We start from the raw sequence: 14,131 nt of genomic DNA, 5'->3' as shown, positions 1-14,131 counted from the left end.
GTATTTACAATTTTCTGTCAAAGCTATCAGCTAGGGGTATTATATCAGGAATAGATTCATAATCAAACTTATCTTAACAGGCGAAGTCCGCTGAGAATCACCAGCAGCGTGCTTCCCTCATGGCTTACAACCCCGGATGGCAGATTCAATCCGCCCGAGAAATTCGAAATAACCAGTATAACAATAACGGCAAGGGCAAAGGTAATATTCTGTTTAATAACCCGGGTCGTCCGGCTTCCGAGTGTAATAGCATACGGAATTTTTGTAATATCATCATTCATCAGCACCACATTAGCCGTTTCCAGCGCAACATCGCTGCCAGCGGCGCCCATGGCAATGCCCACTGAAGCCGCTGCAAGTGCAGGGGCATCATTGACACCGTCCCCTACCATCGCTACCTTGCCGTATTTTCGGGTAAGCTCCCTGATCATCTCCAGCTTCCCGTCCGGCAGCATTTCGGCATAAACTTCATCGATCCCGGTCTTGCGTGCGATTGCCTCTGCCGTATGGCGGGCATCGCCGGTGAGCATGATGACCGTTTTGTTCATTGCCTTGAGGCTGGCAACGGCTTCCGCCGCCTGACTGCGGACCACATCCTGCACTGCCAGCAGTCCGATCAGCCGCCCGTCTGCCTCCACATACAAGGCGGTCTTCCCTTCTGCCTCAAGCTGTTTTGCAGCTGCTTCATACAATTCCGGTATTTCAAGATTATGCAGCATGCTTCTTTTCCCGACAACACAAGGTAACCCGTTAACCATTCCGCTGACGCCGAGCCCGGTCACATCCTGCATCGCCTCGGCCGGTTCGCACGCAAACCCCCGCGCATCAGCATACTCTACTACCGCACTGGCAATCGGATGCCGGGACAGCTTTTCCAGTGAAGCCGCTACCGCCAGCAGTTCAGCTTCCGTTACTCCCTCGGCCGGGCATACATTTGTAACAGCCGGTTTTCCCTCGGTCAAGGTTCCGGTTTTATCAAAAACCACCGCCTGCACACCACCGATTCCCTCCAGATGGACTCCTCCTTTGAACAACACCCCTTTACGCGCGGCATTGGAGATTCCGGAGAGAACAGCAGGCATAATGGAGGACACCAGAGCACAGGGAGAAGCAACCACCAGGAAGATCATTGCCCGGTAGATGGTATCCTCCCACGACCAGTCCAGCAGATAAGGCGGCAGTACCATGAGCAGAAGCGCTGCGGCAACCACCGCTTTTGCATAAAAGCCTTCAAACCGTTCTACAAAAAGCTGACTGGGCGGAAGCTCATGTTTGGCCTCCTGTACCATATGTATAATTCGTGAGAGCAGCGTGTCTTCGGCTGTCTTGGTAACCCGAATAAGGAGTGCCCCCTGCCCGTTCATTGTACCCGCATAGACTTCATCCTCCGGCATTTTGTCAACCGGTACCGATTCCCCGGTTATATTCGACTGGTCCACAGCCGAGCTCCCTTCCAGAATCATGCCGTCGCAGGGAATCCGCTCACCGGGTCTTACTCTGACAACATCCTCCGGCAGCAGACCGGAAGCTCTGACTGTCACTTCAATCCCGTCTTTCAAAAGTACCGCTTCTTCAGGACGGTATTTCAGAATAGCGGCGATATCCTGATTGGTTTTCTCCATGGAGTATTCCTCCAGCGCGCCGCTCAGGCAAAAAATAAAGATTAAAATCGCCCCGTCCAGCCAGTAGCCGATAGCAGCTGCCCCGATTGCCGCAACAACCATCAGGAGATCGACATCAAGATCCTTGTCTTTGATTAATGTCTCAAGCCCTTCAAGGGCTTTGCGGTACCCGCCTACTGCATAAGCCAGCACGAACAGGACAACCGCGCCCGCCTGCAGCCCCTGCTTCTCCAGAATCCAGGCCAGCGCAATCAGCACCAGGCAGGATGCAGCAATAAGGATGCCGCCATTTTTCTCCCAGACAGCCCGCAGAGCGGATGCTTCCGGATGTGCAGCAGTATTCACTTCTACCATATTCCTCACTCCCACTACGTTTATATTGAGAACCATTATCATGAAATATATCCCCCCCGGGGGCATATTGTATGTGATTTTTGTATCACAAGAAGAAACGGCTTTGCCGTCCATTAAGAAAAAGCTGAACCCGCAAACAATGCGTGCTCAGCCTTTACATGTCAATTCATCATACCTGCTGCCTTCAGAAAATGGCGGAGCAGGATTTGCGATATTAATCTCCTCTTTCCAGATAGAATATAGAAGAATGCGCAATCAGCTTACCGCAAGCTCTGCTTTCCTATATATAATCCGGTGCACAGCCCATATAGCCAGTGCTGCAGTTACCAGAATGCCTCCACTCCAGCAGACACCGCTCCAGCCCCAGTGCTGCCAGGCATAGCTGCCCAACGTGGAACCAAGCGCGCCGCCGGCAAAGGTGCTGACCATGAACACGGTATTAATCCTGCTGCGTGCAGACGGTTCCAGCGCATAGATCCGGGCCTGGTTGCTGACCTGCGTTCCCTGCACACCAAGATCCAGCACAATGACTCCGGCAACCAGGCTCCAGATGGTCAGGCCGGATAAGCCGAACAGCCCGAAGGACAGTAAGGTCAGCAGAATCAGCAAACCGATGATCCGTTTAGGCGCGACTCTGTCTGCCAAGCGTCCGACTACCGGTGCACCAGCCGCGCCAGCTACACCGATCAGACCAAACAAGCCGGCGATTGCACTGCTGTAATGGTATGGCGGACCCTCCAGATAAAAAGCCAGAGAAGTCCAGAACACACTGAATGAGCCGAACATGCAGGCACCGATCAGTGAAGCTTCACGCAAGGTGGGGTATTTCCGGACCAGCTGGACCATGGAACCAAGCAGCTGCTTATAGGAGGCGGAAGTTTCCGGTTTGGTCAGCGGAAGCAGACGGTACAGGATCACCGACAGCAGGAGCATCAATACAGCGGCAATCCAATACATCGACCGCCAGCCGAAGAAATCGCCGATGATGCCGGAGACGGTGCGGGCCAGCAAAATACCGAACAGCAGCCCGCTCATGACCGTTCCGATGACCTTGCCGCGTTCTTCCGGCCGGGCGAGCTGTGCCGAGAACGGTACAATAATCTGCGGAACCACGGTCGTAATGCCGACAGCAAAGCTGGCAATATACATCCACAGCAGGGACGGCGAAACGGCAAAGCCAACCAGCGACAGAGCCACCGCGATCAGCAGCAGCGAAATCAGCGTCCGCCGTTCCCGGATATCTCCGAGCGGTACAAACAGCAGCATGCCCAGCGCATAACCAATCTGCGTGAACATAGAGACATAGCCTACCGCATTGGAGGAAGCGCCGAACGTGCGGCCGATCTCCGCGAGCAGCGGCTGATTGTAATACAGGTTAGCTACAGCAAGACCAGAAGTAGCAGCCAGAAGCAGAATTAATCCCCTGGAAGCTCCCTTACCGGAAGGGGCAATAACAGTTGAAGCTGAATTGGACATAAGTAAGGTTGCCTCCGATCTAAGGGTGCTGCAGCAGGCAGCAAAAATGAATTAACTAACAATAGTATAGCAGCGCCTGTCAATGGTCATGATGATCCGGCATAAAATGCCAGCTGCCGACTCATACTATCTTGTAGCAAACGGAGGTGACATTTATGCCAAAAAACAATGCCGATGCCAAATACAGCCGCGCCAATAACAAGGCCGACAGCAAAGACAACCAACAAAATCACGCATCTATCACGGAGATTCCACAAATGACAGACCCCGATAAACAGGACGATTATGTGCCGAGTCTAAACGGAGTGACCAAAAACGAAACCTAGGCTACTTGTTCCGCGGGCTGCTCAATGTCGATACATGACTTGGGCGGCTTTTTTGCAGGCTCACTATTTCTATTGAAGCCCCTTCACACGTTGACTTCCCCATGCTGCGGGTGATAGTCTTTTCTTCTAAGGCTGTTGCAGATAAAGGAGAATGCAGGATGAAGAAAGCAACGATGAAGGATATCGCGCGGCTGGCTAATGTATCGGTGGCTACGGTCAGTTATGTGCTGAATAATGTCAAAAACCAGACTATTCCGGACGCCACCCGCCAGAGCATTCTTGCAATCGCCAAAGAGCTGAATTACGTCCCCAATCTGGCTGCACGCTCGCTTGTTGTTCAGCGGACCGGCATGGTCGGCATCCTCATCAACAAATCCCCGGGGCTTCCCTACTGGAAGCGCCAAAGCTTTTTGTCCTTTACCGACAGTCTGGAGTCAATGCTAACCTCTGCCGGTTACCATACACTGGTAATCAGCCTCGATCCGCTGAACCCGGCGATGGATGTCATCCGGGAACGCAAGCTGGACGCCGTTTTTGTGATGGATGTGATGGATGAGATGTTTTATCGGATTTCTGCTAATTTTGTGGATGGTGTGCCCCTGATTCTGATCGGCAGTCTGATCAATGACCGGATGTTTAATCAGGTGAATTATAATTACCCCCAGGCGCTGGAGGCGGCTGTATCCGCTGCGGATACTCCCTCCTGCTTAATTATGGAGAACCACCACAACACAGCGCTTGCAAGCTGGATTATGGACAGCTCCGGTCTTGCCAGGGATGATATTTACATAGCGGCTGGAGAGGATCAGGGGCAGGAGGAACTTGAAGCCTTTTTGCTGCGGAACCGCGGTAAGCATATTATCGTCATTAATGAATTTCTGGCAAAAGCGGTCGAACGCACCGGGCTCGCCGCCTCGGTTACGGCGCTGTGCACCTGCGGTTTTCCGGAAATTGTCCAGCCGGATACACGGATCATCCGGTTTCAGAATGACCGGGCACGGACTGCGTTTGAACTGATGGCGACTCTGAAATCCGCTCCGGACGATCCGGCAATTGCCGCCGGCAACCAATTTCTGGTTGATATCTCTCCTTAATTTCCTTATAATAACTTAAACGTTTAAGTTAAGCGGCTAATGAACTTATGGCTGTTACTTAAACCAAGTTATTATAGGAGGCTATGCCATGATTCCATCTGCTGCCGGTTCCGGCCAAACGGTACCTGAAGTATCCGGCAAGTACCCGGCTCTGTACAGAAACCGGACCTTTCTTTTGCTTTTTAGCGCGAGTACCTTATCGGTTCTGGGGAATGCCTTTCATGCGCTGGCGCTCAGCCTGTGGGTGCTGCAGGAAACAGGCAGCGCGAGGATGATGAGCATCCTGACAATCAGCAATCTCCTCCTCTGCTCGCTGCTGGGCAGTGTGACAGGTACGCTTGCCGACCGGATGAACCGCAGAACACTGATTATGTGCTCCTATCTTGTCCAGAGTATAGCCGTGCTGGCAATAGCTTTCACGCTCACCCTGCACTCCCCGTCCTACATCCTTATCATTTGCCTGACCGGCATTGTGACCGCTGCCGGACAGTTCCAGGCTCCTGCTTTCCAGGCTTCGCTGCTTCCGGTCGTCGGTAAAGATTACATTCAGCAGGCGGCGGGCTGGATGACCCTGTCCGAGAATATTTCCCGCACGCTGGGCTATGCCTTGGGCGGTATATTTGTCGCAGCCGCCGGCGGAGCCTGGGCTGTATTCGTTGACGGGATGACGTTCATGCTCGCGTGCCTGCTGGTTGCGGCCGCAGGCTCTTTTGCTGGCAATATCCCAGCCGCTGATACGGCCCGCTCCTTTAAACAGGATGTGGCCGGAGGCTTCCGCTACATCTGGGGCCATGCTTTTGCCAGATCCATTACCATTCTGCTGCCGGTGCTCACGATGTTCTTCCTGTCCTGCCTGATGCTTACCCAGGTAATGGCCGTTCAGGTCTGGAAAGCGACGCCGTTTCAGTTCGGACTGCTGGAGAGCAGTATTCCGCTGGGCTATATGCTGGGTTCAGGGATGATTATTCTGGCGGGAAAAAGGCTGAAGCACCGCGGCATCGTTGTGTCTGCAAGCCTGGTGCTGCTCGGTCCGCTCTATATCCTTCTGTCCGTCACCTCAGCGATGAACGCGGCTCTTCCTGTCATTCTGCTGATCGGCTTCACCTTCTCCTTCAGTACACTACTGATTAATATCATCCTCAGACTGGAGGTGCCCGGAGAGTTGCAGGGGCGCATGTTCGGCGTACTCGGCTCGCTAATGAGTGTCGCCCCACCGCTCGGTCTGGCGGTGTTCTCAGCAGGTGCGGATATTTTCGGAGTCTCCATGGTCATGGGCGCTGCAGGAGTATTGCTCAGCCTGTTCGGTACCGCCGCAGTGTTAACGCTCAAGCATATACGGAAATATAAGTAAAGCCAGACAGGCTGTTTTATAGTAAAATATGGGGAATCAGAGACAAGCAGTGCTTGCCGATTAAACGGGGTGATAAATAAGTTGAACAATTACGATGATATCATGCGTTACCTGCGCAGAAATCCGCTGAAAAATGTGACACTGCTCAAAATGATGACTGCCTATCATCAGGTTATGGACAGTTATTTAGTGGAACAAGCAGAGCATTGGGGGATTCTGCTGCTGTTGCCGGCTGATGTCTTTGCCTATGACAGGAGGGTATATCCGGAAGCGGATTATGTTGTACTCATGGATTACAGCAATCCGGAAGTGCTCCCTGACCTCATAAGCAGGATTCCTGCACATGCCAACCTGGTGTTCAAGCTCCAGCAGGAAGCGAGGATTGCTGTCGCCCCTCATTTTCCGCTTACGCAGGTCCGCAGCTTTTATTCCTTCAGCACCGCCCCCGGCCAAATATTCAAACCGGATAAGGAAGCTATCGTCAACGAACAGCTGGATGAACGCCTGCTGCCGCTGTGGATGGAGAACGGCTATACACCGGAGGAGCTTGCCCAATATTTTGAGGACGGCGCCTTCTCGGTAGCTATTTTTAAGGAGCTGACTCCGCTCAGTACCTGTATCGTTTTCCGTAACGGGGAGCAGATCTGGGAGATCGGGGCAGTGCATACGGCGGAAACCGGCCGGAGACAGGGGCTGGCTGCCCGTATAGTCAAGACGGCGCTTCATCACACCATGGCGCGCGGTTACATACCGAGATATCAGGTGCAGGATACCAATATAGCGTCCATCCGGCTTGCTGAAGCTGCCGGGCTTACTCTGGCAGTCAAGCTGGAGCACTGGATCAATTACACCCCGCAGCAGAAATAAGTGAAACTGGGGTCTGCTATACCCGAAACGGATGTAATATAATGGACGTATGAACTTTAAAAAAAGACGCACTAACCATTACTTTTTAGAAGGAGTTTATTCATGAATTATCAACCGTATGGTCAGCAACAGGATTACTATCCACCCCCGCCTCCGCCGGCACACACCAACGGCAAATCCATCGCCTCTCTGGTACTGGGGATTCTCTCCATCGTAACCCCTTATATCGGCCTCCTGTTCGGAATCGTGGCCATTATTCTGTCTGCTCTCTCCCTGAAGGAAATCCGCAACCGTCATGAAGGCGGCCGGGGCCTGGCGATTGCCGGACTGGTCTGCGGGATTGTCGGCACGATTATTTATGCGCTGCTTATCCTGTTGTTCGTTGTAATCATTCTGTTTGCCGCCGGAGCAGAGGACAGCATCAGCAATTTCTATTTCAACACCAATAATATCTAAACAGTGAAGCGGAATATAAAGGGAAACGCACTCTAAATGTGAAAAAAGCGGCAGACACCGGTTTCGATACCGGAATCTGCTGCTTTTTCATTGAGGCGGTGTCCCCTTCGACAGCTGAATGTTGATATTCGCCTGCTGGCGGTATTCGGTCGGCGTAAGTCCGGTCCTTTTTCGGAACATTTGGGTAAAATGCTTCATGTCCTGGTAGCCGACCCGCTCAGCAATTTCGGCCAGCTTCAGCTTCGGATTCAGCAGCAGCAGCTTGGCCTGCTCCAGCCGGAGCGAGGTTACATATTCCTTATAGCCCTGTCCGGTCTTCTGCTTGAACAGCTGGCTGAAATAAGCCGGATTGAGAAAAACAACTGAAGCCATCCGCTCCAGGGAAAGGTCTTCGGCATAATGCTCACGGATATAGTGCAGCGCCACTTCAACCGCCTTCTCCCCGCTGCCCTTCACCGGCTCCAGCTCAAAGGCCTGCGAAGCCGAGGCCTCCCGCAGCCGCTTCACCACCTGCGGCACACTGCTGAAGTCATGGCTTAATCCGGAATGCAGCAGCTGAAAGGGGATTTTCAGATAATGGCTAAGATGCTCCTGCACCTCCGCCCGAAACTGTCCGATCTGCGCATGTTCTTCCAGGGTGATCAGACCCAGCAGGCTCCGTCGGTCATAGCTGACCACAAAACCGCGCCCGTGCCGCTCAACCAGCTCCGACAGTACATTTTCCACGATAAAATGCTCCAGCCTTACCCCGCCTTCACCGGGCTCGAGCTGTACCATCAACAGATAATAGCTGCTGTAGTCCGCGATAAAAGGGCTCAAATCAAGATTGCCGATATCCAGTCCCGAAGCCAGACGCTGAAATACCCCTTCCCGGAGGAAGCGGAGGCTGGCCCGCAGCCGCTCCCCCTGCCTGGATAAATCGCTGTCCTGCTGAATCTCCTCGGTCAGACTGCTGATAATCTCCTGCAGCTTGCTTTTGCCGATCGGCTTGAGCAGATAATCCCGGGCACCTAGCCGGACCGCCTCCTGCGCGTAGGCGAATTCGCTGTGGGCCGAGATGACCACCCATTTCACGTAGGGAAATCTGCGCCTTGTGATCTTCATGAATTCCAGACCGCTCATCCCGGGCATCAGAATATCAGTCAGGACAATGTGAATATGCTGCTCCTCCATCAGTCTGACCGCTTCCTCGGCCCGTTCCGCAACATATACCTCATAATCAGGGTAGAGATGCTTGATGGTGCGCATGATGCCTTCGCGGATAACCCGTTCATCGTCGGCGATGAGTATGTTCACGTAATCAGGTCTCCTTCCCCGGTGAGCGGCAGCAGGATCGAAACTCTGGTCCCGGTCCCCGGATAGCTCTGAATCTGCAGCCCGTAGCTCTCCCCGAACATATGCTGCAGGCGGCGGTGCAGATTCTGCAAGCCGATGCCGCTTTTGCCGGATTCCCTTGGACCTCTTCCGTCCAGTGAATCCAGCAGGTGCTGCAGCTCGGTTTCCGTCATGCCGTTGCCGTTATCTTCTACCACCAATTTAAGGTTATTGTCTTCCTCGCAGGTATACACCTTGAGAATCCCCTGCCGGCCGAGCGGCTCCAGACCATGCTTCACAGCATTTTCGATGACCGGCTGCACCGTCATCTTCGGCACCTTGATGCCCAGCCAGCGCTCGCCGATTTCCGTTACGATCTGCAGCCGGCCTTCCAGGCGGATCGAGATGATGGCCAGATAATGGCCGGTCTGCTCCAGCTCTTCCGCAAGTGTCACCTCGGCCCCGTCCTCCCAGTGGCTGCTGTAACGGAACATCGACGACAGGGAGAGCACCAGCTCACCAAGCTGCTCATTGCCCTCCTCATCCAGCATCCAGTAGATCATATCGAGCGTGTTGTACAGAAAATGCGGATTCACCTGGGACTGCAGCGCGTGCAGCTCGGCGTTTTTTTCACTGACCGACGACAGCTTTACGCGCTCAATCAGCTCTTCGATCCGCCGTACCATCCGGTTGAAGGAGGCAACAAGAATGTTGATCTCCTGATAGGACGACACATTGACCATTCCGCGGAAATTCCCGACCTCCACCTGCCGCATTTCACGGATAACCTTCTTAAGCGGTGAAGAAATGCTCCTGGAGACAATGAACGCAATCAGCGTGGATACCAGGATTAGAATCGAAATGACGATCAGCAGATAACGCTTCATCTCGACCAGCTCCACATTGAGATCCTTATCCGGCGTAATCGACATGACCCACCAGCCTGAAAAAGAGAGCTTCGAGGCCACAATCAGCCTGTCTGTCTCCTGCTTCACCATCACATCCTCATAAGCCGGCAGGGCGGGCAGATTCTCTACCTCAGGTGTAGGATCAGTAGCCGAGGAGACAAACCGTCCGTCCTGCGACATCAGATACACCTGGCTGTGCTCACCGAGCTTCAGGTTGTCCAGCGCATCCAGCACCGGCTCGGGATTGGTCTCATACAGGACAATGCCGATCGGCTTATGCTCATTGAGGTCAAAAATCTGCCGTCCGAAAGCGAATACAGGACTGTCCTCAACCTGGTCGATCAGCGAATGCTCATAGACGCCGAGCCAGACCATTTTACCGGAGGAAGCCTGTAGTTGCTTGTACCAGTCTGTTGTTTTATAATCCGGATCGACCACATTCATATAGTTGCCGTAATTATAGATTTTGCCCTTGTCGGTAATGACATGTATGCCTACGAGATCATCACGCGAGTAAAAAATAGAGCCGATTATATTTGTAATCGTCTGTTCATTAATATAGGCCACCGCCGGTTCATCGGTTATTTCATTGAGCAGGCGGATCATTTCAAAGTTATTGCTGAGTGACTTCGACAGTGCGTCATATCCCTTATAGAGCAGGGTGAACAGCCCGGCCGTCTGGGCAACATTCTTCTGCGACAGATCGCTGATTTTTTCATGCAGCTGCTCTGTAGTCCGATTATAGTACAGCAGACTGACGCTAAGCAGAATACTGGACATGCAAAAAAGAAACAGCAGAAACAACCGGTAATGGATGGAATGAAAGCCTCTATGCATAAGACTCTCCTCCCTCGCCCCACCTGATCTGTTCTGCCGTTCCCTATTATAATTCCAACCCTTTTTGAAAAGCAACGGCTTTTAGCCTTTGACCGCCCCCGCAACCATTCCTTTCGTAATCCGGTTCGACAGAAAGAAGTAGATCAGGATCACCGGCAACGCCCCCATGACAAGAAAAGCGCCGATATTCCCGTAGTTGACCGAATACTGGCTGACAAAGGTGTATACCCCGAACGGCAGCGTCTTCAGCTTCTCGGCAGAGATGAACGTGGCGGCCAGAATATACTCATTCCAGATATTGATAAAGGTCAGAATACACACCGTCATAACTGGCGGAACCGACACCGGGAGAATAATGCTGGTAAAAATCCGGTACACGCTCGCTCCGTCGATGAACGCCGATTCTTCAATCTCATGCGGAATGTCGCGCATAAAGCCTGACAGGATAAAGACGGCAATCGGTGTGGAAAAAGCGATGTACGGCAGAATCAGCGACCAGTGCGTGTTGAGGACATGGATATTTTTGAAAATAATCATCAGCGGCAGCAGCGTGGCCTGCATCGGGATCATCATCCCCATCAGAAAAATAGTCATCACCACACCGCCGTATTTCCAGCGAAACCGGGAGATGGCGTAAGCTACCATGGACGACAGCACAATGACACATACCATCGTGATCCCCGTAACAAACACACTGTTGCCCAGGTACTTCAGATAGTTGCCCGAGGTATAAGCCTCGCTGTAATTATGCCATTGAAACGTTTTGGGAAAGGAAAAAAAGCTGCCGTCCATAATCTCTTCATTCGTCTTGAGTGAATACAGCACCAGCCACAGCAGCGGATACAGCTGGGTTACTACCGGAATAGCGAACAGCAGATACACGATTCCTTTTTTGAATGTTTGCATCACCGTGCACCCCTTGTCTAATTGAATTTGCGGTCGATCCGGTTAAAAATCATATTGATAAAGCCGGTGAAGACCAGGCATACCACAACGAGGAAGGTCGCGATCGCACTGCCGTACCCGTATTTAAAGGAGCCGAACGAGCTGTTGTACATATGCGTGGAAATGACGTCAGTGGCATGGGCCGGGCCGCCGGCAGTCATGACCATAACGAGATCAAAGGCCTGCAGCGAGCCGATAAAAGCGAGCACAATCGATATTTTGAAAATCGGGACGATCAGCGGAAGGGTGATATAACGGTCGGCCTTGAAGCCGTCTGCCCCGTCGATTTTGGCTGCTTCATAGAGCTCATCGGGAATATTTTGCACACCTGTATATTGAATCAGCAGATGATAGCCGAAGTATTGCCAAAGGGATACGAAATACAGCGCGTACATCGCAATTTGCGGCTCCGTCAGCCAGTTATGCGTCCAGCTCTCCAGCCCCAGGGAGACCAGCACCCCGTTCAGCATACCGCCCATGGAGGTAGGATTGTAGACGGTTTTCCACAGTTGTCCAATGATAACGACAGACAGAATGACCGGTGTAAAATAGATCGACACCAGCGTATTGCCTCTGCGCAAATAACGGTTCAGCAGAATTGCCATGAGCAGACACAGCGGAATTTCCACCATGGAAGCAACGGCGTACAGCAGGGTTCTTTTTACCGAAGGCCAGAACACAGGGTCATTAAAGAACATATCCTTGAAATTGCCAAGCCCGATAAACGTTGCGGCCGACAAGCCGTCCCATTTCAGCAGACCTGTATATACGGATACCAGTATGGGTATGAACACAAGGCACACATATAAGAGCAGACACGGCAATACGAAGACGGCTATTGTACGTGCTGGCACCTTAAGTACTTTCATCTTTCCCGCCTCCAGATCAAGCAGATTCTTTTATCTAGGCCCATTACAATCCGGTGCGGAGCAGCTTCCTTTGTGGCTGCTGTCCGCACCGGAAATGGGGAGTGTGTTATTATGCGGGGCCGGAGCCCCTGAAAACTAAACCGTTAATGCTTGTAAATGCTCATTCCTTGTTGGCTTCAAAAGCCTGCTGATGCTCTTTGGCCACTGCTGCGGAATCCACCTTCTGTACGAACAGATTCTGGATGCTGCTCAGGTGAACCTGTGCGGTGGCCGGATTCATCGTGTTGTCAAAAGCGAGGTCCCCGCCCTGAACCTGGTTAAACAATCCGGCAATGTTGACAGCAAGATCAGAGTATCCTGCCGCCTTCAGGTCACCGTCCACCTTCTGGCCGAGTCCAACGGCATTCTTCAGCTCGAACTGTTTTTTCGGCAGATTGGAGGCAAAGAAGTTCAGGAAGTCCTTGGTTTCAGCCAGATGCTCGCTGTTCGCGGAGATCGCGAAGGCGCTGCCCGGTGCCAGCATGAATTCGTTCGGATTGCCTTTGCCGTTAACTGTAGGGAACTGGAAGGCGCCTACCTTGCCGGCTACAGAGGAAGCGTCGATCGCGCCGGTCTCCCAGGAGCCGATCACCCACATGGCAGCTTTGCCTGATTTAAAAATATTACCGCCGGCATTGGCATCAATCGAGGTTGCCCCGTCCGGGAAGGCCCCGGCCTGCACCAGCTGCTGGAATGCATCTACCGCTTCAATGAACGCAGGATCTTCGAACGTTTTCTTGCCGTTCATTACATCCTGCAGGAAGCCGGGTCCACCGTTCGTGCGCAGCAGGATATTCATGAACAGGAAGGAACCGGTCCAGGAGTCTTTTTCCCCGATCGCCAGCGGTGTAATGCCCTTATCCTTCAGGATCTTAACGTCCTGCAGCATTTCCTCGAATGTGGTAGGCGTATTGGCAATACCGGCCTGCTCGAACAGCTCTTTGTTGTAGTACACAACCTCAATGTTATTGCCGTCCGGGAGTGCGTACACGTTGCCGTCGAAGCTGTAATAGTCCAGCAGACCTTCCTGATAGGTATCCTTCAGCCCGTTCTGGTCCAGCACATCGTTCAGCGGGGCGAACAGCCCGGCATCCACGAACGGCTTCATCTGCGCAGCCGGGTTCACAATCGTAATATCAGGCACTTCCTTGGAAGCAGCCTGTGTTTTTAGCTTAACCTTTTGCTGGTCTGTATTCAGGGTGTCCAGCTCAATCGTGACATTCGGATGGTCCTTCATATACTGCTCAGTCAGCTCGTTGATCATCTTGTGCGAAGGTGTCGCCGGGTCAGGATAAATGTTCTGGAAGGTAATTGTTACTTTTTTGCCGCTGTCCGTTGCAGGTTCTGCTGCATTTCCGCCGCTGTTTGTACTGTTTGTGCTATTGGGTGCATTGGTGGCTGCGGAGTCGTTAGCATTATTGCCAGAGTTGCCGCATGCGGCCAAGCTGAGTGCCATTACTGCGCTGAATCCGATTGCCAGTGATTTCTGCATGTTTCTTTTGACCATTGTTTGTATGCCCCCTAACTCGTGATAGGCTAATTATCATCTCATTAAGCGCTTCCAACAAGGTGGGAACTGCAGAAAAAAGGTTTGTTTTTTCTATATCCATAAGTGCTGGAATGGGGTGCCCCCGATGGGGGGATCGAGCGGGATAGAGCGGGATAGAGCGGGA

The 14,131-nt window shown here is 52.5% G+C and carries 12 protein-coding genes; 5 read left to right on the top strand and 7 right to left on the bottom strand.

Features of this window, described 5'->3' with window-relative positions:
• Positions 1 to 68: 68 nt before the first annotated feature.
• Entirely contained in the window at positions 69 to 1,976 is a 1,908-nt protein-coding gene (locus tag M2108_RS01360) for a heavy metal translocating P-type ATPase (protein WP_277469240.1), read from the bottom strand.
• A 255-nt stretch (positions 1,977 to 2,231) separates the two neighbouring features.
• A complete protein-coding gene (locus M2108_RS01355; RefSeq protein WP_277469239.1) occupies positions 2,232 to 3,452 on the bottom strand; it encodes an MFS transporter in 1,221 nt (406 codons plus the stop codon).
• 155 nt (positions 3,453 to 3,607) lie between these two features.
• On the opposite strand from M2108_RS01355, the gene M2108_RS01350 reads away from it, so the two are divergent.
• The 5 genes from M2108_RS01350 to M2108_RS01330 all read left to right on the top strand — a co-directional run bounded on the left by M2108_RS01350 (position 3,608) and on the right by M2108_RS01330 (position 7,546).
• Positions 3,608 to 3,778, top strand: a complete 171-nt coding sequence (locus tag M2108_RS01350) for a hypothetical protein (protein ID WP_277469238.1) — start codon at positions 3,608 to 3,610, stop codon at positions 3,776 to 3,778.
• 158 nt (positions 3,779 to 3,936) lie between these two features.
• Positions 3,937 to 4,872 carry a LacI family DNA-binding transcriptional regulator gene (locus M2108_RS01345; protein WP_277469237.1) on the top strand — a complete coding sequence of 312 codons (936 nt, stop codon included), beginning with the start codon at positions 3,937 to 3,939 and terminating at the stop codon, positions 4,870 to 4,872.
• 88 nt (positions 4,873 to 4,960) lie between these two features.
• The gene (locus tag M2108_RS01340) at positions 4,961 to 6,223 is read left to right on the top strand and encodes an MFS transporter (protein ID WP_277469236.1); all 1,263 of its coding nucleotides are present in this window, start codon (positions 4,961 to 4,963) and stop codon (positions 6,221 to 6,223) included.
• 81 nt (positions 6,224 to 6,304) lie between these two features.
• The gene (locus tag M2108_RS01335) at positions 6,305 to 7,090 is read left to right on the top strand and encodes a GNAT family N-acetyltransferase (RefSeq protein WP_277469235.1); all 786 of its coding nucleotides are present in this window, start codon (positions 6,305 to 6,307) and stop codon (positions 7,088 to 7,090) included.
• 102 nt (positions 7,091 to 7,192) lie between these two features.
• A complete protein-coding gene (locus M2108_RS01330; protein ID WP_277469234.1) occupies positions 7,193 to 7,546 on the top strand; it encodes a DUF4190 domain-containing protein in 354 nt (117 codons plus the stop codon).
• 87 nt (positions 7,547 to 7,633) lie between these two features.
• On the opposite strand, the gene M2108_RS01325 is transcribed toward M2108_RS01330, so the two are convergent.
• From M2108_RS01325 to M2108_RS01305, 5 genes are all read right to left on the bottom strand, one after another.
• Complete coding sequence (locus M2108_RS01325) at positions 7,634 to 8,842, bottom strand: response regulator (protein WP_277469233.1); 1,209 nt, start codon at positions 8,840 to 8,842, stop codon at positions 7,634 to 7,636.
• On the bottom strand, positions 8,839 to 10,605 hold the full coding sequence (locus M2108_RS01320) for a cache domain-containing sensor histidine kinase (protein WP_277469232.1): 1,767 nt from the start codon (positions 10,603 to 10,605) through the stop codon (positions 8,839 to 8,841). Before M2108_RS01320 ends, M2108_RS01325 begins: the two co-directional genes overlap by 4 nt.
• Positions 10,606 to 10,686: 81 nt before the next feature.
• Positions 10,687 to 11,511 carry a carbohydrate ABC transporter permease gene (locus M2108_RS01315; protein ID WP_277469231.1) on the bottom strand — a complete coding sequence of 275 codons (825 nt, stop codon included), beginning with the start codon at positions 11,509 to 11,511 and terminating at the stop codon, positions 10,687 to 10,689.
• A gap of 17 nt (positions 11,512 to 11,528) precedes the next feature.
• The gene (locus M2108_RS01310) at positions 11,529 to 12,419 is read right to left on the bottom strand and encodes a carbohydrate ABC transporter permease (RefSeq protein WP_277469230.1); all 891 of its coding nucleotides are present in this window, start codon (positions 12,417 to 12,419) and stop codon (positions 11,529 to 11,531) included.
• A 160-nt stretch (positions 12,420 to 12,579) separates the two neighbouring features.
• Positions 12,580 to 13,965, bottom strand: a complete 1,386-nt coding sequence (locus tag M2108_RS01305) for an extracellular solute-binding protein (RefSeq protein ID WP_277469229.1) — start codon at positions 13,963 to 13,965, stop codon at positions 12,580 to 12,582.
• Positions 13,966 to 14,131: the final 166 nt, after the last annotated feature.

Source organism: Paenibacillus sp. PastM-3, from assembly GCF_029893965.1.
GTDB lineage: Bacteria > Bacillota > Bacilli > Paenibacillales > Paenibacillaceae > Paenibacillus_AQ.
The sequence above is the reverse complement of the archived record's forward strand: the minus strand, read 5'-3'. Positions and strand labels throughout refer to the sequence as shown.